A 19,979-nucleotide genomic window follows, 5' to 3' on the forward strand; every position below is an offset into this window, starting at 1 on the left:
AGTTCCGTCAATGTGGTCTGTGAAAAACGTACTGAACGTGGTTCCAAATGCTTAATGTTTGATTTACTTCTTCAAATAAATGGTTTTTCCAGACTTTGCCGATTCTTTCGCCGTTTCCAGTATTTCAACGACGGTAACATTCACGGGTAAGCCATATAAATCGTTCTTTTCCAGCTTTAACCGGCCCTGAATTACATCGGCCAAAACGGAAAAAGGGTCCATAAATGGTGCTGGACGAGGATCGAGCTTGATCGTTTCCTCAGGCGCTTTTTCAGAAAGGCGCTGCCTTACAGTCGTCGCATTCACGGCAACCGCATAACCTTTATTTCCAAACACTTCCATGTCCTTCCGCGCAAAAGACCAGTTCCAGGAACCCTGAATGATACATTGCGCTTTGGGATATTGTAAAATAATAGATGCTTCATCATCAACCTCTTTGTAAATCTCGGGTTTATTCTGATGCGTAACTGCGGTTACCGAAAGCGGGCGTTCACCTTTCAAGAGCCACGTCATCAGATTGGCGCCATAGCAACCAAAATCGATCAGCGCACCTGCTCCGTTTTTCACAGGATCCGTGAGAATGGCCAGAAATTCTTTGCTAACCCCGATTTCCTTCGGTCCCTGATGGCCGTCATTCACCATTACTTTTCTGATCTCGCCCAATTTGCCTTGCTCCACCAGATCGCGCACATGCTGATTGCTTGCATACCAGGAAGTTTCATAATTGGTCAAAACCTGAATGCCGTTCTGATCCGCCAGCTTTTGAATTTCCTTCGCATCGGCGAATGTTGTTGCCAGTGGCTTTTCCACCATTACGTGGATTTTTCTCGGCGCGCAGGCACGAACAATCGCAATGTGTTCATTTATTGCCCCAAAAGCCGACACCGCTTCCGGTTTGACGTCGTCCAGCATTTTGTTTAAATCCGTAAAGAACAGCTTTTTGTCGAGCTTGTATTTGGTCATGAATAGGTTAACCAAATCCGGGTTCGTTTCGTAAATGCCTACAAGCTCAATATCCTTCTTATCCGAACGATTGAAGATCCAGCCGACATGACCGTGGCTTAGTCCGGCGACTGCCACTTTTACAGGTGCTTGTGCCATAGATTGAATGCTTAAAAATGCAAGTAAACAGAGCAGCAGTGTTTTCATGTTTGGGATAGTTTAGGATAATTTATCAATGATGTCTTTGATCACCTCTTGCAGGTAAGCTCCGTTATAGGGACCATACCAACTCATGGTTTTGGTTTCGTAAAGATCTTTATCAAAATATTTATCATGCGTAATGTAGCCAATATAACCGCCGTTAAAGCTCGTTACCAGCAAGTTAAGCCCTTTTGTCTTCGCGTATGCATCCAATCCCGCAACCAGCTCGCCCGAAAAGTCACAAGGCATCCCGACCATCAGGATATTGCCAATCCGCAATGCTTTTACAAACACGGGATAGTCACCAAAAGCTTTTTTAAATGCCCAGGAACGGAGGGTAATGTTCATCGTCAGCCGCGGCGACGGTTCACGTAGCGGCAATGGCAATGTGATTGCCTGTAATGCTGCGCTTTTTGATTTTACTTTTAATGCAGAGTCTGACAAAAGCGCCTTTTGCACGCCATATGCCTGATTTTTAACCTCATGAAAATCGTCGGCACCTTTCTCAATCGGCCCCATGCTGCCCACTGCACCTGCCATGTACATCGCAAAATCATATCTCCCTTTTTCAAGTGAATCCACCAGCATACCCGGATAGTCTCTTGACAGCACAATGTTTTTGGAATTTAAAACTGTTGAATGCGCCGCATAGGAACTTAGAATCGCCTTTTTTCCACTTTTAGTAACAAATGCGGCCGAACGAATCTCGGGATCGATCTCGCCTTCCTCTCCTACCAGACGGTTACGGATGTCAAGCGTGTCAATGGCTTCCATATAAGTCAAATCCACCGGTTCCAGCCTGGCTTTTGCCAGCACAATCGCCTGAAAAATCGCATCAGCAAGCCGCTCAACTGTTGCCGGATCATATTTCCCTGAAAAGAACAAAGACGAAATACCTGTTCCCCAGCCACCTACACTATTGTGACTATGCGTAGCGCCAAAAAAGACCTGATCAAACGGAATTTCCTTTTCTGTAAGCCGCGATTGCAACAGCTTGATCACTGTCGGCGGCACAATTAGCAGGTCCGCAGCAATGATCGCCGCCTGGGTCACACCGTTGTCGATTACCATAGCCCTCACATAAACAGAATCGTGGACTGCGGTATATAATGCGCCTTTTCGTTTTCCATAACCAGCTGTTGGAGTGGGCGATGCGGGGGTAATATTAACCTTGGCCCAGCCTGCCTGCAACTCTCCTACTGAGCCGGAAGTGTCCTTTTTAACATTGCTGATGAGTTTTTTCCATTGTCCGTAGTACGGCATGTCCTTATAAGGCGTGTTGTCCATGGTCGTGATCATGGTAGAAATGACCAATAACAAGAGCAGGACGATTACGCCAATGATGCGCAGAAAAATTCGAAGGAATTTCATTAAAATATTGCAGGAGGTTAGGTTGCCAATATGCAAAAGGAATAACGCATTGTTTTATCCTCATTATAAAAAAACCCGACATTCCTTTGCGGCTGATGTCGGGTATTATCCGGACAGACCGGTAAATATTGCGTTTTAAGATTCTTTAACCAATTGAATGTTGGCGATCAGTTTTACGTCTTCACCGATCACCAGACCGCCGGAATCTGTCAACTGCATATAATTAAGACCAAATTCCTGCCTGCTGATCCTGCCCTCGACTTCAAAACCGATCCGCAGTTTTCCATCTGAGTCGCGCTCCGCTCCACCATATTCCGCATCGAGCTCAATGGGCTTTGTTATTCCTTTAAGCGTCAGCAAACCGGAAAGTTTATAATTATCCCCTTTCACCTTATGAAAGTAATTAGATTGAAAAGTAATATGTGGAAACTGCTCGGCATCGAAAAAGTCTGCGGATCTCAAATGTGCGTCACGCATATCCACTTTGGTATCGATACTGCTAACGTCGAGGGAGAAGTGAATTTCAGCATTCTCGAAGTTGTTCAGATCAGAGGTGGCGCCTCCTTCGAAATTATTGAAGGAACCTGTAATGGTCGAGATCACCAGATGCTTGATTTTGAACTGAACTTCTGAATGAACGGGGTCTACAATCCATTTTGTAACTGACATAGGCGAAAAATTTAAATTCTATAAAAGCCAGACCTGCGCCCGGTGTTAACCTAAAATTAATATTCCTGACTTACAAACGTCCATTAAATTGTTTTAATTCAGACCGCAATGGATGTTTGCCCCAAATAATGGCACGTAATTTTTAACTAACTCGTTGTCATAACATTTACCAAATATATTAAATCGACTCATACATGAAAATGAAGGGAAGAAGCATATTCACGTATGACGTGTATGCGCCCACCACAGTAACCACCATGTTACGCCCCCGCCGTCAAGAAGGCCAGTCCATCATTCAGGAAGGTTTTAACATTGAACCATCCGTTCCCTTTTCAGAATATACAGACATATATGGTAATCCGTGCCAGCGGACAATATTACCTGTCGGCAAAGTGACCATAACCACAGAAGTTCAGGCGCAAGTGAGTGCAACCAAGTCCATCCCAAATCCACCGCCAACATTTATGCTGGTGGGCGATCTGCCCGACGAGGTGATGCATTATATTCTGCCAAGCCGTTATTGCGAGTCAGATCTGCATGAAATAAACATGCTTGTTATGAACATTGCGGGCAATCTTACACCTGGATATGAGCAGGTTGAGGCGATCCGGACGTGGATCCATCAAAATATAAAGTATCAATACGGCGTAACCGATTCCAGCACAACAGCGCTCGATGTAGCGCGCAACCGCATAGGCGTTTGTCGCGATTTCACGCATCTGGCCATTGCATTATGCCGCAACCTTTGCATTCCCGCGCGGATGACGGTTGGTTACCTGGATCGTTTGAAAGTGATGGACCTGCACGCCTGGTTTGATGTTTACATCGGCGGGGAATGGTATACATTCGATGCTGTGCAGGAAAAAACCAACGGATACAGAATCGAGATCGCACACGGCCGCGACGCTGCTGACGTGGCTATGGTGACGCAGTATGGCAATGCAACGTTACAATCGCTGCATGTGGAAACAGAGCTGTTGGAGCCGGAACCGGCTGGTTGATGTTCTCGCAGGTTTAGTTGTTTAGGCACTTGTCACACTGAGCGGAGTCGAAGTGCGTTGCTGCTAGCAGTAACGCACTTCGACTCCGCTCAGTGTGACAAGTTAAGTGAGAAAGTGCTTTATGAAATAACCCCCAGCTCTTTCCCAACCTTCGTAAACGCTGCCACAGCTTTCTCCAAATGCTCCTGCTCGTGGCCTGCTGAAATTTGTACGCGGATGCGCGCTTTGCCCTGTGGCACCACGGGATAAAAGAAACCTATCACATAAATTCCTTCTTCCAATAATTTCGAAGCAAATTCCTGCGCAAGTTTCGCATCATAAAGCATGATAGGGACGATAGGATGCTCTCCTGGCAGGATGTCAAACCCTGCCTCCGTCATTGCTTTGCGGAAATAGGCAGTGTTTTTTTCGAGCTTGTCACGCAATGCAGTAGATGAAGAAAGCAGATCCAGCACTTTAATGGACGCGCCGACAATGGATGGTGCAAGGGTGTTGGAGAAAAGATATGGCCTTGAACGCTGACGCAGAATTTCAACAATTTCCTTTTTTGCGGCTGTAAAACCGCCGGATGCACCCCCTAATGCTTTTCCATAAGTGCCGGTAATGATGTCAATACGGCCCATCACATTCCGGAATTCGTGTGACCCGCGGCCGGTTTTACCCATAAAACCTGACGCATGGCATTCGTCGATCATCACCATGGCGTTGTTTGCCTCGGCCAGATCGCAGATTTTGTCAAGCTGGGCAATGGTTCCATCCATTGAGAACACGCCATCGGTAACGATCAGGATACGGCGGCTTCCGGCTGCATCTTTGAGTTGCTGTTCCAGATCCGCCATATCATTGTGCTTATAACGAAAACGCTTGGCTTTGCACAACCTGATGCCGTCTATTAATGAAGCATGGTTAAGTTCATCGGAAATGATGGCGTCCTTTTCATTCAATAATGGTTCAAAAACACCGCCATTCGCGTCAAATGCCGCTGCGTAGAGAATACAATCCTCCATGCCGAGAAACGCGGCTGTTTTGCTTTCCAGTTCTTTGTGAATGTCTTGCGTTCCGCAAATAAAGCGAACCGATGACATGCCAAATCCGTGTGTATTGATGGCTTCAATCCCTGCCTTAATCACCTCAGGATGAGACGAAAGGCCCAAATAATTATTGGCGCAAAAGTTCAGCACATCTTTTCCGTCGGTTGCGATCTGTGCCGCCTGCGGAGTCGTGATAACCCTTTCTTTTTTATATAAACCGGCCGCTTTAATGGCTTCCAGCTCCTCGTGCAGTTCTTCCTGAATGGTTGCGTTCATGAATTGGAATTTTAATGTTGATAGTAACTGCCTTTCAGCTTTTTACGGATTGATATTTTTTCTTCAATTCAGAGATCATTTCCTCCGTCATTTTATCCAGATTATACGCCGGACGCCATCCCCAGTCTTTTCTGGCTTGCATGTCATCAATCTGCGCCGGCCAGGATTCGGCAATTTTCTGGCGGAAATCGGGCTTGTAGGTGATTTTAAAATCCGGGATTATTTTGCCAATGCTCGCCGCAACTTCCTGCGGCGAAAAGCTAATGCCAGCCAGATTATAACTCGTTCGCACTGAAATCTTATCTTTTGGCGCCTCCATTAACCTTACTGTTGCGTCCATAGCGTCGCTAATGTAGATCATAGGAAGCGTTGTGCTGGCTTCCAGAAAACACTCAAATGCCTCCCCTTGCACGGCTTTATGATAAATGTCAACAGCATAATCCGTTGTCCCGCCACCCGGCATAGACTGATAACCGATAATCCCGGGATATCTTAATGACCTAATGTCCATCCCATATCTCTGGAAATAATAATTCGACCAGTTCTCTCCCGCCGCCTTGCTGATCCCGTAAACCGTGGCGGGATCCAGATAGGACCATTGTTCTGCTTTCGAATCTACATTATCCCCAAAAACAGCAATTGAACTTGGATAGAAAATCTTGGCAACATTATTTTCACGCGCCGCTTCGAGCACATTAAAATAGGTTTGCATGTTGATATGCCACGTTTTCAGAGGTTCCTGCTCGCCTTTTGCAGACAGTATCGCAGCTAGGTGATAAATCTGGGTGACTTTGTATTTTTTTACCAACGCAGCCAACGCATTGCCATCAGTTGCGTCCAAGTTTTCAAAAAGTCCAGTCTCTTGCTCCGGTAGTCTGATGTCCGATGCGACCACATTTCCAACCCCATAAATCTCTCTCAAATATTCAACAAGCACCGAACCAATTTGTCCGTTTGCGCCGATCACTAATATGCATTCTGATTTCATGACAAGCCTGTTTTGATAAAGCATTAATCACTTGCAATTTCTCTCATTCTGATAATTATTTCAATAATTGAGCCAATTGGCAGGAAATGTTCCCGCACTATTTTAGTTTAACAGAAAATATTACTTTTAAACTCAGGTTAGTTTATCGCTTACAGTAAATATTATTGCCTCATGGAACAGTTGGACAAAATTGATACCAAGATCCTGCGCATTTTACAGAAAGACGCAAAAAAGACGACAAAAGAAATTGCGACAATGCTAAATCTGACGGTTTCGCCGATCTATGAAAGAATTCGAAGGCTGGAAAGTTTGGGTTATATCAAACAATATGTCGCGATCCTGGATAAAAAGCTTATTAACCGCCAGGTTACGACGATCTGCCAGGTTTCCATGCGCTATCACAATGAAGCATTCATTGAAAAATTTGAGCAGGAGATTCAAAATTTACAGGAAGTCCAGGAATGTTATCATATGGCAGGACAGGTTGATTTTTTGTTAAAAATCAATGTGGCCAGCCTGGACGATTACCATGACTTTGTGAAATACAAACTGTCCAAGATCGATAACATTGGGGTGCTCAACAGCACTTTCGTGCTTAAAGAGATCAAGCAAACCTCAGAATTTTACATCTGATCAAAGACTGCTTTTGCCTACATTAAAAAAAAGCGTCTTACTTCCCGAAACGCCCGACGGCGTAATTCCCTGGATTACAACCTGGTATTGTCCGGTCTGATCGGATGTATAGAAATCCAGGTTTGCTTTGCCGGAAGCATCGGTTGTAACATTGGGAGCCCAATGCAGCAGGTTCCTGAAATCCGGGATGCGGCTTTCCGCATTACCTTTGTCATATCTTGGCGAATAAAACTCCCGTTGAACTTGCAAACCTTCATAAGGCATTACTATCACCTTGGGATCCAGCTCGTAACCCGCAAGGTCGTTGCGGTAAGTTGAAAAGCTTACAATCCCGGTGAAAGTCATGGGTCCCAGGAAATAGCGCGAGCTTAAAACCTCAATCTTTTTAACTTTCAAAGGATCCATTTCCATGATCTTATCGGTATTGAAAACCGGGATCCCATCCAGCATAATGAGCGGATCGGTGGTGTAGAATGTGTTGGGAAGCAGCTTATCTACCAAGCGGAAGTGAAACTCTTTTTGTCGTTTCCTGACTAGCACGCCGCGTACATACTCTCTCAAAACCTCTTCCATTGTAGGAAAACGGGTGAAATCGTCAAGAAAATACTTTTCGTCCGGCACTCCGAAAAATGCGACCGAGTCGGCCAATGTTGCTTTTCGCTCTGTCAGGACTGGCGGAAGGAAGACATTGGCTGTCTGCATGTTAATGGTCCGGTTCAGCAGCTGGTTTTCCCATGTTTTGCTGAAAATAAATGGAGCGATCGGCCGGCTTGCGAACTGTTTTACGAAAGGGCTGGCAATTTCAATGCGATGCGTTGAATCAACATTCAGGTTGGTCTGCAATGTAATTTCCTTTGGTCCTGTAAATTTCCTGACCTCATACATTACATTGCCTTTCTGATCACTCTGGGCAACATACAGACGCGCAGGAACGTCCAGGGCGGCCAAATAGGTGTCAATGCCTTTCGCGGGCGAGCCATCGGATTTGTTAACCACCTTTCCATTGATAAAATGTCCGTCAAATTCCGGTAAAAATTCAAAGGGCGCAGCCTGGCTTACAAAAACATTTTCCCACTTAAACCGGCGCCAGCCGTGCGTGAGCATCAGATTGTCCAGTTGCCGGTCGGTATCGGCATTTACATTGGCAAAATAATATTCGGGAGATTCTACGCTGCCTTTCAAGTCCGACGCAAGCCAAAGATGGCTGGTAATGTCTGTCTGAGGTTGCGTGACAATGGAGTCGGCAAGGTAAATCGCAACTGACAGGTTAGACATTTCTACTGCCGTGGCGGTGGCCGTCGCCACGGCCGCAGAAATATCCATATTCACCTTTTCTCTCGTTACGAACGCATTCTTGATCGTTGTTTCGATCGCAAGCTGCTTTGCTGGTCTTTTGAAATAAAGTCTTTCACAAAGCGGTTTCAATTTCTCATTAAAAATCGTAATGTGCGAAATGCCTTCTCCCAGCTTAGTTTTATCCAAGGTAAAAACGGCCTTGTTGTTTTTCAGAAACTTCCTGTCCGCGAATGCATTAAGCTGCCGCGTGTGGCTCATCAGATAAACCGGCACGGGCTCATCGCTCACGATAGCGGCGGTGACTGTGATTTTCAACAGGCTACTCGTAGAATCTTTCAGCTGCATCACATAACCCTGCTCTTCTGTTTTCGGCAATGGAAATGTGTACGACTGCCCCTTGCTATCCTTAATCACAGCATTATAAGTGGCGCCGGGCTCGGGTTTTAATGTAAAATAGCCGATTCCATTCTTTTCAGGCTGAAAATTCGCTACACTTTCATTTTGACCGTTCACAATTTCACCCGTAAAATTCACACCATTACCTTCTTTCCCAATGGCCCTGAATGCGACTTTACTTTCAATGTCTTTTACGAGATAACCGCCTTCAGGGAAAAATTGAACGTCATATTTTTCCGCTTCTTTGGCCAACCTGTCCGGATCAAAACGCACAAACGGATTGACAATGGATATGGCGGATTCGAAGAAATATTCAGGACCGTAATTTTTCATCCAGTTTGTATAGCAGCGCACTTTATACTTGCCGCTGGCAACTGTAGAAGGGATCAGAACCGAGCCATTTCCTTTGCCGTCAGCCAACGCAAATTTAGTCTGGATCAATGCATTGTTTTCAGCATCAAGCACTTCCAGGTAAGCCACTTTGCTCACATCCAGAGACTGGTGCGAAGCTGCATTCAGGTTGTATGCCTTAAACCAGATCGTTTCCCCGATCAGGTACAACGGGCGGTCGAGATGAACGTACATCTTCTCTTGCAGCGCTCTTTCGGTATAAATCCCAAATCGCTGCTGTATCGATTTCACCATTGCATCGTCCTGCGCAAACGCGGATAACGCGACGCAGAGCAACATGCAGCAATAGAGTAAAGTCCTTTTCATAAGTTTATTGATCATTGAAATATCAATCCCAAAACGTTGGCCTCGTGGTTGTTCCACCTTGCGCCCGGCAATCCGCACAGTCTTCGGAAGAGCTTAAAATAAAAGTTCTCCCTGCCGCGTCCATATAGGTGTTCAGCAACACACCGAAAGAAGTGTACGCATCGGCCGGTTCGAGTGTATCAGGCGGAATGCATGCAGGATAGCGACCTAGCGCAGGCGAGAGAAGGATACGCTGCTTCTCTTCGGTAACTGCGCTGAAATAGCCAAAAACGAGCTCCTTAGCATCTTTCACATTTTTAATGTTGCCCGTCACCTGGGAGGGCTGCGGATCAAAAAGGCTTCCCGTCCCCTGTGTCGTTTTAGCGAGATCGGTCCAGTATTCAAATGCTTCCCGCGATAATGCGTATTGCCTTACCAGAATGCTGTATTTGAAAAATAGTTTATTCGTCGAAATGTCAATGATATTGACCGGCAAATCTTTGATAATGTCCTGATTCAGTTTAATTGTCGAGCCCAGTTTAATATCCTTCGATTCTAGCGTTGTCCAGCAAGTATTGATATTGTCCCGCCGCACAATGATTGACTCTGTTTCCGGGTCACGTTCGAGTCCAGAGAAAAATGCTGCTCTGTATTCAAAAGTTTCTTCAAATCTCCACCGGTAAAATCTCGTATTATTTGTGGCATCGTGCGTGTTTACATAAATGAGCATTGCATTCCGGTTCGCATCCAGCTTACTTGTCAGGCTGTCGATCGGTGGTGTTTTGGTCACGACAACATATTCTGACAAATATTCACTGCCGTTCGACCGCCTGATATGAAGGCGATATTTGGTGGCCATATTGAAATTGACGGGCGGCAAAACATACACTCCATTGCCCTTATCTTCAAAATTATACGTTTCCCCACTCTCTGCTTCCGCAGATATCTGCGCACCGCCTTCCGTAATCGGCCGGGTATCATCGTTTGTATTTTGCGTCTTCCGCAATGTGATCTTACTGGTGTCGCGGCCTACATTCAGGAATCCGTCTACAACCAGAAAGCTTTCCGGATTGTTGACTTCCGGCGGGGAAAACGGCTCTATGCAACCGTATGCAATCAGGATAAGGCCCATGCAAACAAGCGCGCCCCAATGCACCTTTTTTTCAGGGAACCATTTCGGTGTGACCATGTTAAAATCTGAAATTATAAGTGATGGTCGGAATAGGTTGTCCAAAAATAGAAAGCTGGTAACCGTTGACTTTTCCGCCAACAGTCTGAAAATAAACCGAAGTCGGGTTTTTTCTGCCTAATACATTATATACCGCTAGCGTCCATGAACTGTGCGCGAGCTTTTTGATCCGGTGGTTGCCTTCAATGTTCAGGGAAACATCCGTTCGGTAATAATCCGGGATCCTGAACTGGTTCCTGTCGGCATAATAAACCCTTTGCGAGCCATCGATCATGTATTTTCCGATCGGTGGCGTATATGGTCGCCCTGTGCTGTATGTGAAGTTGAATGACATGCTGAAACGGTGCGAGAACCGGTAATTGGAAATCAATGTAAAATCGTGCGGCTTGTCGTAATTACTCGGATAGTAATTGCCATCATTAGGAGCATCGGGCGATTCCCGGTCGATAGCGCGCAGCAATGTTCTGGCATAAGTATAACCAAGCCAGCCGTTTAGTTTTCCCGTCATTTTTTTGATCATAAATTCAATCCCGTAAGCCTTGGCCTTCGTATTCAGCACGGCTGCTTCGATATTGTGGTTCATGATCAGCGAATCGCCGCCTTTGTAATCCAGGAAGTTTTGAATGTTCTTATAATAACCTTCCAGCGAAACCTCCACCTTGTTTCCCCTGAAATTCCGGTATAACCCCACCGAGATCTGATCACCGATCTGCGGCTTCACATAATTGTCGCTTAGTTTCCAGATGTCCGTCGGGGAAACGGTCATGGTGTTGGTCAGCAAGTGAATATATTGACGCAGCGTATTGTAACTTACTTTTAAAGAGAGATTGTCGAAAACGCTGTAACGGATAGAAGCCCGATATTCCGGCCCGCCATAAGACTTGATCTTTTTGCCGGAGCCATATTCTTTTACGCCGTTTTGATAAATGTATTCAATAGGAAGTCCCGGCACATAAGTATTTACATTTCTTGGCCCCAGATACTGATAATACGAATAGCGGATACCCGCTGTGATCGACAGCCGCGGGTTGACTTCAAATTTATCCTCAATGTAGATTGCGCTCTCCGTCCCTTGCTCCGGTTCCAGCTCATCCGGAACGATCAGGGATTCGGGCCCTTTCGGCTGGAAAGATCCGGGATGGAGTTTGTAATAAATTGTGCTTAAACCAAAGTCCAATGTGTGCTTCGGATGTAAAACATAGCTCAGGTCTGCCTTAAAATTGGATTGGTTAATGTCAAATTTGAGATCGAAGGAATTGAGCGGCAGGCCTGCGGCACCCATGGCATATTGATATTTTGTATGGGCTGCTGTAAAAACACTGTATAACCTGTTATTAAATGTGTGTTTCCATTTTAAGGAAGCCAGTTGATTTTGGTATGTATAAAGGGTGTCACCGTAAAGCCTGAAACGGTCGTCGCTGATGTACCCGGTCAGGAATAAGCTGTTTTTCTCATTGATCTCGTGGCTAATGTGCAGATTTACATCGTAAAACGATGCCGAGCTTTTATTGTAATTCTCATTATCCAGCGTTTTGATAAGCCAGCTCGAATAGGTTGAGCGTCCACCCAGCAAGAAAGAAGTTTTATCTTTAACTAATGGCCCTTCCAATGTCAGGCGGCCGGTTATTAAACCGATTCCTCCCGATGCTACAAACTTTTTCTTATTGCCATCGCGGCTGCTAATGTCGAGAACGGACGCCAGCCTTCCGCCGAATTTCGCCGGAATCGTGCTTTTGTAAAGCTCAACATCTTTCAGAACATCCGGGTTAAAGGCTGAGAAAAATCCGAAAAGGTGGGAAGGATTGTAAATGACGGCATCATTATACTGGATCAGATTCTGGTCTGTGGAGCCGCCACGCACATTTAACCCCGTGCTATTTTCCCCCACCGACTTGATACCCGGCAATGTTAGCACTGTACGCAGCAAATCGGTTTCACCAAAGACCGTGGGCACCTGTTTCAGGTTTTTAATGGTTAGCTTAACCGTTCCCATCTGCGTCCCGACCACGTTTTTGTCCATCCCGGCTTTTACCGAAACTTCCTTCAAAGCGATCACGCTTTCCCGCATTTCAATGTCCAGTTTGCCGTCTGAATAAAGCATCACCTGGCGTTGGGTTTCGCGCATTCCAGTGCTCTTTATACGCACAATCTGCTTCCCGCGCGGAATGGTGAGCGCATATAAGCCCAGCGCATCCGTAGTAACGCCGATAGAAGGCGAAGTGATGAAAACAGCCGCCCCAATGACGGGTTCGCCCGTCACAGCATTTCGCACGTAACCGGTGATGGTGGAGTTCCCAGGCGTTATACGGTGTTTTTTGATCCCTATCTCGTGTAGTTTGCTTTCAGCGGTGGATAGCAACTTTTCTTTCGCATCATTTTCCGGGCCAGCGTAAGCGATAGTGCCGTTATCACCTGCCAGATCGGGCTCAAAAAGGCCGGGAATAAGCTGCGTAATGATTTTTTGGCCCTGCGTAATGTAGATCCGCTTCTGGACATCGATTGAATATTCGAATTCTGAACCTTTGAAAACCTGGTCCAGCACATCGCGGATCGCGAGATCTTTTACGTCCAGGTCAAGTGTAAGGCTGTCGAATTTGGAAGCGTCGTAATAAAAGTAGTAACCAGTCTGGCTTTCGACCTGCTTTACAAAGTCATTGAAGCGCGCAGAGTCAAGGCGCATCGTGATTTTCTTTTCAGGCGTGGTTTGCGCGCAAGCATTCCTGGAAAACAAAACAAAACTGAACAAGATAAAAAAGGGTAAAAGTATTTTCATGGTCTGGCTAGTTTGTCGTAGGTTTCGACAATTGTTACAATAGCAACTTCACGGTTCTTTCTATACTTGATCTTCTGGTCTTTCAGCACTTTCCGCAATTCCCTTTTGTATTCAGGGAATAGGTTAAATGCTGATTTTTTGGAGCTTACTCCGTAATATTGGTCGCCTTTCCTGACAAAAAAATTGTTTTTTTGAGGATACAGCGCTATGACCATTTTATCCACGATCTTCTCCTGCCGCTGTTTCACCCTTCTGACAATCGTTCTGGTTTTACCATTGTATAAAACATCGTAAAAACCAGTACGCATTTGCTCGCTAATGTCCTTTCCCGCTTCCAAGCGCTCGAAAGTGTGATTATCCACATAAAAATAATCGATCTTTTCAGATTGCAGCAGAATGTGATCACCATTGAAATGCTTGATAATAACCTCATCTTTGAAGATATCGTAAAGCATTGGAATGCTGTCGAAGCGCTGGCCGTCGTACATGATCACACCGTTATGCCATTTCCGGAATTCAAAAAACTGGTGTTCTTCCGACCGGTTGTCGTAAACGTAATATTGCCTGCCATTATACAGGTTTTGCGACTGGCTCGTGGCCGCTTTGTAAAGGGATATGGGATATGCAGTTTCTTTGGATGGCTCCGTTGCAGCAACCTCCTGAGCCAACGACCTGAGTGTGAGACAGAAAGAAAAGAAAATAACAAGGGTACAAATACGCATGTATCGCGAGGTTTTTTATTAGTTACGAAGGTTTGTTATTGACTTGTTGCAGTAGGAAATATGTACATAAAGATGTGAACATAAGTTACATACTTCATTTCAAAAGTATTTAAATTAATTAGAATATTTAAATTAAACAGAACAAGTTTTAAATATAAATATTCTTGGCATACTTAACCGTTCTTATGGAATCTCCTAACTTTGGAACGGTTTACATCCACACTTTAAGCTTACTTACAAAATTGCTTTATGAAAATTTTAATTACCGGGGGCGCCGGTTTCGTAGGCTCCGCACTAGCCATAAATCTCAAAATCAATTACCCTGATTATCAGGTTTATGCATTGGATAACCTCAAACGCCGAGGCTCCGAGCTAAATTTGAGCAGGCTCAAAACACACGGCGTGGAATTTGTGCACGGCGATATCAGGAATAAAGAAGACTTCGACTCCGTTCCGGCTGTTGACGTGGTGATAGAGGCATCTGCCGAACCTTCTGTTTTGGCAGGTCTGGACGGTACGCCCGATTACCTGATTAATACAAATCTGGTCGGAACCATTAACTGTCTTAATTATGCATTGAAACATAAGGCGGGCTTTATTTTTCTGTCTACAAGCCGGGTTTATCCGATCAAGACCATCGAAACATTAAATTTCGTTGAGGAGCCTACGCGCTTCGCACTGTCGGACGAGCAGCCGGTTGCAGGTGTTTCTTCGAAAGGGATTGCGGAAGATTTCCCGCTGAATGGAGCGCGTTCCTTATATGGAACCACCAAACTGGCTTCTGAGCTGATCATTCAGGAATACAATGAGTTTTATAACCTAAAAACGGTCATTAACCGTTGCGGCGTGATCACGGGTCCGTGGCAAATGGGCAAAGTGGATCAGGGTGTGATGGTGCTTTGGATCGCGAAACATTATTTTGAACAACAACTGGGCTACTTCGGATACGGCGGGACGGGTAAGCAGATCCGCGATATGCTGCATGTTGCCGATCTTTACCGGTTGATAGACTGGCAGTTGCATAACCTCGAAAAGGTAAATGGGGAGATCCTGAATGCAGGCGGTGGACTGGAAAGCAGCGCTTCTTTGCAGGAACTGACAAAAATCTGTCAGGAGGTTACCGGTAAAACGATTCCGATTAAAGTGGTGCCGGAAAACCGCACCGCCGACATCAGGCTTTACGTAACGGATAACACCAAAGTCACTGCACTTACAGGCTGGAAACCAGAAATTGGCATCCGCCAGATCGTTGAGGACATTGCAGCCTGGCTGGCAGAGAACGAGAAAGATTTAGCGCCGATATTGAAGTAATGATTGAATCATGAAACTCATCGAATGTCCCCGTGATGCCTGGCAAGGTGTTCATTCCTTTATTCCAACTAAAAAAAAGGCTGCTTACATTAATCAGCTACTGAAAGTTGGATTTGACACCATTGATTTTGGGAGTTTTGTTTCTCCCAAGGCCATGCCGCAGGTGAGCGATACGGCTGAGCTGATCGGGCAGCTGGACATTTCAGATTCATCTACAAAGTTACTTGCTATCGTTGCCAACGAGCGGGGTGCAACCGACGCTTGCCAGTTTACCCAGATCACTGATATCGGCTACCCTTTCTCCGTTTCTGAAACATTTCAGATCCGCAACGCCAATGCTACGATGGCTGAATCTTTGGAAAGAGTGAAACGGATTGCAGCAATGGTGGCCGAAAATGGCAAAGATCTTGTTATTTATATCTCAATGGGTTTTGGAAATCCATATGGTGATGCCTGGAATGCGGAAATTGTGTTTGATAATGTTGAAAAGCTGTCGCAGTTTGGCATTAAGACCTTCTCTCTTGCCGACACGGTGGGCGTTGCTAGGGAAGACGACATTCGATCCGTGTTTTCTCAATTGCTGGCATTGAGACCCGATCTGGAATTTGGTGCACATTTTCATTCGACACCGCACAGCTGGCTTGGGAAGCTTTCCGCCGCATACGAAGCGGGCTGCCGCAGATTTGATGGAGCCTTATTCGGTTATGGCGGTTGTCCCATGGCGCAGGACGAATTGGTAGGAAATATGGCAACCGAAAATCTGGTGGCGTTCGCAAAAGAAAAGAAGGAACTGCTCAATCTGGATTTGCATGCTTTGCAAAACGCTCGTGAGCAGTTCCTTCAATTGATATAAAAGCTTATTGACCTGTAAATTTGCGCTTTACGATCGATAACAAAGCTGTAACTGCTTCTCCATTGACGTCCCACGCATATTTGGATGCATAACGGTGCCAAATGAGGTTTTGCGCTTCTTCAAAACTTTTTACCGTGTCCAGTTCGTAAACAGCTTTATCGAAATGCTCGCTGTTTTTGTTAAAAAGCTGATTGACAAACATAAAGCGCTGGCCCAACGGAATGGAACCCGCAATGCTTTCCACTTTTACAGGAACGCTTCCGTATGACTTGTCTTCGTCATGCTTTGGAAGTTCAACTTTAAAACGGTTATTAAGCGACTCCTTTTCCGTGGAGTTGGTTTTTGCTATTATTTCACCAATAACTGCGGAAGCTGGTTCTGCACGAGGTGGTGCAGGTTTAGCGGGCGTATCTAATTCGGTAAAGGCTGAATCAAAAAACGATCTCGACTCATTTCTGCCACTTGTCGAAGTTGTCTTACCACTTTCCGAAATTCTGAGGTCCGACAAATTCAACGGAAAAATTTCGGAGAACTGCAGCAGGTAAGGATCCAAATCGTCGATCAAGTCTGGATTCCCTTTCAATTCGTATAACCAGCTCACAGCCTGCGTCTGATACACCGAGTCCGAACCGCTGTCGGTAAGGCGGCCTAACATTGCCTCGGCTAATCCTCGGTGAATGTGGGTGTATTTTACAAGATGCTCGGCTTTTTCATGCGTGAATTCGGCGTCCTGCTTTTCCCTTATTTTATCTTCAAAATAGCTTTCTGGCGCAAGCAATAATTTCAGGGCGTCCTTCACCGAATCTGACAAAAGCGGTTCAAGATCGGGGCGTTTCACAGCGATGTGTTGCGAGGCCGTGTTCATAAAATCTTCCAGCGCCTGCCTTACCTCGTCATTACTAAAATCGAAGTAAGGACTGCGGAATTGCAGCGCGTTATTTTTCCAGGCTTCAAATAACCTGTTTAGAATTCCAAGGTTAACTTGCCTCACAGGGGTGAGCTTCAATAATCCGGCTCCGGAGATCGTATCCTGGTCCCGGTACACCTCATTTAAAATGGTTGTGGTGAACCTGGCAGCGTATTGGTTGAGTGCAATTGAATTCAAATTATCCGGCATAACGAATAAGAGCTTTTGATAACGGCTGTGTTTAAAAAAAATGTGCTTGATTTGTAAAGATAAAGAAATTTGCCTTTTCAGCAGTCCAGTATTACGTCAAACATGTTCATAGAACCGTCGCATAGGAAAGAAAATGAGAATCCCAGAACCGGCTGGATTGAAGTAATCTGTGGATCAATGTTTTCCGGAAAGACGGAAGAACTGATCCGCAGACTGAACCGCGCCAAAATAGCCCGGCAACGGATACAAATTTTCAAGCCTGCGTTGGATAAACGCTATCACGACGAGAACATTGTTTCACACAACGACAATTCAATCCGGTCAATCCCGGTGCAAACGTCCATCGAAATCATAGATCTGGCCGAAAACTGTGAAGTAGTAGGATTGGATGAAGCGCAGTTTTTTGATGAGAAAATTGTGGACGTGTGCACGCTTTTGGCGGATTCAGGAAAGCGGGTGATCGTGGCCGGGCTTGATATGGACTATATGGGAAAACCCTTCGGCTGTATGCCGCAATTGATGGCCATTGCCGAATTTGTCACAAAAGTGCACGCCATATGCATGGTCTGCGGGGAAGTGGCTTCACATTCCTACCGCCTTTCTCCGTCCAATGAACGCGTTTTATTAGGCGAAACGGATCTTTACGAAGCACGATGCCGCCGCTGCTTTAATTTGGGTGAACAAGTATGAAAATGAGGAAGTGGCTGATAGCATCCATTGCGCTCAATGCATTTCTGATCATTTCAATCTGCATTTTCGGTTACATTTATCGTGACAAGATTATGCAAAGGTTCGTGGCGTTAAAAGGCAACCCTACGATTATCATGTATGGCAACTCCATCACCGCACAGGGAAAATGGACGTCGTTATTAGACCGGACGGATGTAATGAACAACGGTTTGCCAGGCATGAGCACATATCATTTTCTACAATTGCTGCCTTCACATGTTATTGACCTTCATCCAAAAATATGTTTTGTAAAAGGAGGCATTAATGACATTACGGTTGGGGTTTCGCAACAAAGGATGCAGGGTTACTATAAAGCCATTTTGGACCAAATTTTAGAGAATAAAATCATCCCCGTCGTCACACTCACCATTTATGAGCAGAATGATCCCGCCAGCAAAAAGGAGGTGGACACATTAAATGCCTTCCTGATCCATTATTGTCGACAACACAATGTCGAATACATTGATCTTAATTACTTTATTTCAGATTCAACAGGTTTGAAAGCTGAATATGCCGTTGACAAAACACATTTGAATGAAAAGGCTTACGAGATCTGGGCAGGTGAGATTAACAAGGTTTTGGAAAAGAAGGGAATATGAATCATTATAACGCAAAAACGGCTGCCTCGGAAGAAGCAGCCGTTTTTTATATTCTATTCAATCCTAAACATTCACCTGGTTCATCACCTCAGTTTGCTTACGGATCGATTCCATGTGAACAAGTTTGAAAAGCTCGTCTACAAGGTTTGGATACAGATTCATGCTTTTGCCCCATCCTGCGCGCGTTTCCAACACTTCGCGGAAACGGTCAACCTGGTAAGCGGCAACATTGTTATCACGTTTGTACTCGGCCAATTTCTCAACAAGCGCCATACGATTTGCCAATGTCTCAAGCATTTCGCGGTCCAGGTTGTCAATTTTGCTGCGGATAATTTCCAATTGAGATTGGTAATCGCTGCCGTAAGACTCTTTACGAACGTGCAAGTCATGCAACATTTGTCCAAGCGCCGCTGGCGTCAACTGCTGAGCTGCATCAGACCAGGCTTTATCTGGCTCGCGGTGCGATTCGATGATCAGACCGTCATAATGCAAGTCAAGCGCACGTTGTGCTAATTCATATAAGTAAGCACGTTTTCCGGCCATGTGGCTTGGGTCACCAATTACAGGTAGCTCAGGGAAAAGTGTTTTCAGTTCAATTGCAATGTTCCACATTGGAGAATTACGGAACTTCGTTTCCTGTGCATTAGAAAATCCGCGGTGAATAGCACCCAATTTCTTAACGCCAGCCTGGTTCAAACGCTCCAAAGCACCGATCCATAATTGCAGATCAGGGTTTACAGGGTTTTTAACCAAAACAGGAACGTCTATGCCTTTCAATGCATCAGCAAGTTCCTGAACGTTGAACGGGTTAACGGTTGTACGCGCTCCGATCCAAAGTATATCAACACCATATTTCAATGCTAAGTCAATATGCTGCGGATTAGCAACCTCAACAGCAACAGGCATTCCGGTTTGTTTCTTTACTTCCTGTAACCAGGGTAAAGCAGCTTCTCCCATGCCTTCAAAACTTCCTGGACGAGTCCTCGGTTTCCAAATTCCCGCACGGATCACGTGCGCAAATCCTTCCTCTTTGATCTGGATTGCGGTTTCTAACATTTGTTCCTCGGTCTCTGCGCTGCAAGGTCCGGCGATTACCAAAGGCTTACCTTCGGTATTGATCCAACTGCTTAACGGAAGGATATCTAAAGAAGCATTCATATTCAAAAACTTGTCCTTAATAAAAAAT

17 protein-coding genes are annotated in these 19,979 nt (G+C 45.3%); 6 read left to right on the forward strand and 11 right to left on the reverse strand.

Going from position 1 to position 19,979, the window contains the following annotated elements; translation table 11 throughout:
• Positions 1-63 precede the first annotated feature (63 nt).
• The 3 genes from B5X68_RS22130 to B5X68_RS22140 form a co-directional block, all read right to left on the reverse strand.
• Entirely contained in the window at positions 64-1,149 is a 1,086-nt protein-coding gene (locus tag B5X68_RS22130) for a Gfo/Idh/MocA family protein (RefSeq protein ID WP_082216960.1), read from the reverse strand.
• Positions 1,150-1,161: 12 nt separating this feature from the next.
• Positions 1,162-2,514 carry a neutral/alkaline non-lysosomal ceramidase N-terminal domain-containing protein gene (locus B5X68_RS22135; RefSeq protein ID WP_082216961.1) on the reverse strand — a complete coding sequence of 451 codons (1,353 nt, stop codon included), beginning with the start codon at positions 2,512-2,514 and terminating at the stop codon, positions 1,162-1,164.
• A gap of 135 nt (positions 2,515-2,649) precedes the next feature.
• Complete coding sequence (locus B5X68_RS22140) at positions 2,650-3,183, reverse strand: YceI family protein (RefSeq protein WP_082216962.1); 534 nt, start codon at positions 3,181-3,183, stop codon at positions 2,650-2,652.
• A gap of 194 nt (positions 3,184-3,377) precedes the next feature.
• Between B5X68_RS22140 and B5X68_RS22145 the strand changes: the two genes are divergently transcribed.
• A complete protein-coding gene (locus B5X68_RS22145) occupies positions 3,378-4,184 on the forward strand; it encodes a transglutaminase-like domain-containing protein (protein ID WP_082216963.1) in 807 nt (268 codons plus the stop codon).
• 119 nt (positions 4,185-4,303) lie between these two features.
• On the opposite strand, the gene kbl is transcribed toward B5X68_RS22145, so the two are convergent.
• Together kbl and B5X68_RS22155 are read right to left on the reverse strand one after the other, a co-directional pair.
• The gene (gene kbl, locus B5X68_RS22150) at positions 4,304-5,491 is read right to left on the reverse strand and encodes a glycine C-acetyltransferase (RefSeq protein ID WP_082216964.1); all 1,188 of its coding nucleotides are present in this window, start codon (positions 5,489-5,491) and stop codon (positions 4,304-4,306) included.
• Between the two features lie 34 nt (positions 5,492-5,525).
• A complete protein-coding gene (locus B5X68_RS22155; protein ID WP_082217186.1) occupies positions 5,526-6,479 on the reverse strand; it encodes an NAD-dependent epimerase/dehydratase family protein in 954 nt (317 codons plus the stop codon).
• Positions 6,480-6,650: 171 nt separating this feature from the next.
• Between B5X68_RS22155 and B5X68_RS22160 the strand changes: the two genes are divergently transcribed.
• Positions 6,651-7,112 carry an Lrp/AsnC family transcriptional regulator gene (locus B5X68_RS22160; RefSeq protein WP_082216965.1) on the forward strand — a complete coding sequence of 154 codons (462 nt, stop codon included), beginning with the start codon at positions 6,651-6,653 and terminating at the stop codon, positions 7,110-7,112.
• Here B5X68_RS22160 and B5X68_RS22165 read toward each other — a convergent pair whose 3' ends face one another.
• The 4 genes from B5X68_RS22165 to B5X68_RS22180 are packed head-to-tail and all read right to left on the reverse strand — an operon-like array spanning position 7,113 to position 14,184.
• Entirely contained in the window at positions 7,113-9,521 is a 2,409-nt protein-coding gene (locus B5X68_RS22165; RefSeq protein WP_082217187.1) for a hypothetical protein, read from the reverse strand.
• A 22-nt stretch (positions 9,522-9,543) separates the two neighbouring features.
• Complete coding sequence (locus tag B5X68_RS22170; protein WP_082216966.1) at positions 9,544-10,689, reverse strand: DUF4249 domain-containing protein; 1,146 nt, start codon at positions 10,687-10,689, stop codon at positions 9,544-9,546.
• Between the two features lies 1 nt (position 10,690).
• A complete protein-coding gene (locus B5X68_RS22175) occupies positions 10,691-13,462 on the reverse strand; it encodes a TonB-dependent receptor (protein ID WP_082216967.1) in 2,772 nt (923 codons plus the stop codon).
• Positions 13,459-14,184: a hypothetical protein gene (locus tag B5X68_RS22180; RefSeq protein ID WP_212568030.1), complete on the reverse strand. Its 726-nt coding sequence runs from the start codon at positions 14,182-14,184 to the stop codon at positions 13,459-13,461. Before B5X68_RS22180 ends, B5X68_RS22175 begins: the two co-directional genes overlap by 4 nt.
• Before the next feature lie 249 nt (positions 14,185-14,433).
• Between B5X68_RS22180 and B5X68_RS22185 the strand changes: the two genes are divergently transcribed.
• Positions 14,434-15,495 carry an NAD-dependent epimerase/dehydratase family protein gene (locus tag B5X68_RS22185; RefSeq protein ID WP_082216969.1) on the forward strand — a complete coding sequence of 354 codons (1,062 nt, stop codon included), beginning with the start codon at positions 14,434-14,436 and terminating at the stop codon, positions 15,493-15,495.
• A 10-nt stretch (positions 15,496-15,505) separates the two neighbouring features.
• Complete coding sequence (locus B5X68_RS22190; protein ID WP_082216970.1) at positions 15,506-16,348, forward strand: hydroxymethylglutaryl-CoA lyase; 843 nt, start codon at positions 15,506-15,508, stop codon at positions 16,346-16,348.
• Positions 16,349-16,352: 4 nt separating this feature from the next.
• Here the strand turns inward: B5X68_RS22190 and B5X68_RS22195 are convergent, their stop codons facing one another.
• Entirely contained in the window at positions 16,353-17,465 is a 1,113-nt protein-coding gene (locus B5X68_RS22195; RefSeq protein WP_082216971.1) for a DUF8457 domain-containing protein, read from the reverse strand.
• 102 nt (positions 17,466-17,567) lie between these two features.
• Between B5X68_RS22195 and B5X68_RS22200 the strand changes: the two genes are divergently transcribed.
• Positions 17,568-18,155: a thymidine kinase gene (locus tag B5X68_RS22200; protein ID WP_082216972.1), complete on the forward strand. Its 588-nt coding sequence runs from the start codon at positions 17,568-17,570 to the stop codon at positions 18,153-18,155.
• Positions 18,156-18,157: 2 nt separating this feature from the next.
• Positions 18,158-18,793, forward strand: coding sequence for an SGNH/GDSL hydrolase family protein (locus B5X68_RS22205; protein WP_229208524.1), 636 nt, complete (start codon positions 18,158-18,160; stop codon positions 18,791-18,793).
• 63 nt (positions 18,794-18,856) lie between these two features.
• Here B5X68_RS22205 and B5X68_RS22210 read toward each other — a convergent pair whose 3' ends face one another.
• Positions 18,857-19,951: a chorismate mutase gene (locus B5X68_RS22210; RefSeq protein ID WP_082216974.1), complete on the reverse strand. Its 1,095-nt coding sequence runs from the start codon at positions 19,949-19,951 to the stop codon at positions 18,857-18,859.
• Positions 19,952-19,979: the final 28 nt, after the last annotated feature.

The organism is Dyadobacter psychrophilus (assembly GCF_900167945.1).
GTDB lineage: Bacteria > Bacteroidota > Bacteroidia > Cytophagales > Spirosomataceae > Dyadobacter > Dyadobacter psychrophilus.

Coding starts and splice junctions, on each gene's coding strand:
- B5X68_RS22130 (WP_082216960.1), bottom strand. CDS start 1,149: ATGAAAACACTGCTGCTCTGTTTACTTGCATTTTTAAGCATTCAATCT.
- B5X68_RS22135 (WP_082216961.1), bottom strand. CDS start 2,514: ATGAAATTCCTTCGAATTTTTCTGCGCATCATTGGCGTAATCGTCCTG.
- B5X68_RS22140 (WP_082216962.1), bottom strand. CDS start 3,183: ATGTCAGTTACAAAATGGATTGTAGACCCCGTTCATTCAGAAGTTCAG.
- B5X68_RS22145 (WP_082216963.1), top strand. CDS start 3,378: ATGAAAATGAAGGGAAGAAGCATATTCACGTATGACGTGTATGCGCCC.
- kbl (WP_082216964.1), bottom strand. CDS start 5,491: ATGAACGCAACCATTCAGGAAGAACTGCACGAGGAGCTGGAAGCCATT.
- B5X68_RS22155 (WP_082217186.1), bottom strand. CDS start 6,479: ATGAAATCAGAATGCATATTAGTGATCGGCGCAAACGGACAAATTGGT.
- B5X68_RS22160 (WP_082216965.1), top strand. CDS start 6,651: ATGGAACAGTTGGACAAAATTGATACCAAGATCCTGCGCATTTTACAG.
- B5X68_RS22165 (WP_082217187.1), bottom strand. CDS start 9,521: ATGAAAAGGACTTTACTCTATTGCTGCATGTTGCTCTGCGTCGCGTTA.
- B5X68_RS22170 (WP_082216966.1), bottom strand. CDS start 10,689: ATGGTCACACCGAAATGGTTCCCTGAAAAAAAGGTGCATTGGGGCGCG.
- B5X68_RS22175 (WP_082216967.1), bottom strand. CDS start 13,462: ATGAAAATACTTTTACCCTTTTTTATCTTGTTCAGTTTTGTTTTGTTT.
- B5X68_RS22180 (WP_212568030.1), bottom strand. CDS start 14,184: ATGCGTATTTGTACCCTTGTTATTTTCTTTTCTTTCTGTCTCACACTC.
- B5X68_RS22185 (WP_082216969.1), top strand. CDS start 14,434: ATGAAAATTTTAATTACCGGGGGCGCCGGTTTCGTAGGCTCCGCACTA.
- B5X68_RS22190 (WP_082216970.1), top strand. CDS start 15,506: ATGAAACTCATCGAATGTCCCCGTGATGCCTGGCAAGGTGTTCATTCC.
- B5X68_RS22195 (WP_082216971.1), bottom strand. CDS start 17,465: ATGCCGGATAATTTGAATTCAATTGCACTCAACCAATACGCTGCCAGG.
- B5X68_RS22200 (WP_082216972.1), top strand. CDS start 17,568: ATGTTCATAGAACCGTCGCATAGGAAAGAAAATGAGAATCCCAGAACC.
- B5X68_RS22205 (WP_229208524.1), top strand. CDS start 18,158: ATGAGGAAGTGGCTGATAGCATCCATTGCGCTCAATGCATTTCTGATC.
- B5X68_RS22210 (WP_082216974.1), bottom strand. CDS start 19,951: ATGAATGCTTCTTTAGATATCCTTCCGTTAAGCAGTTGGATCAATACC.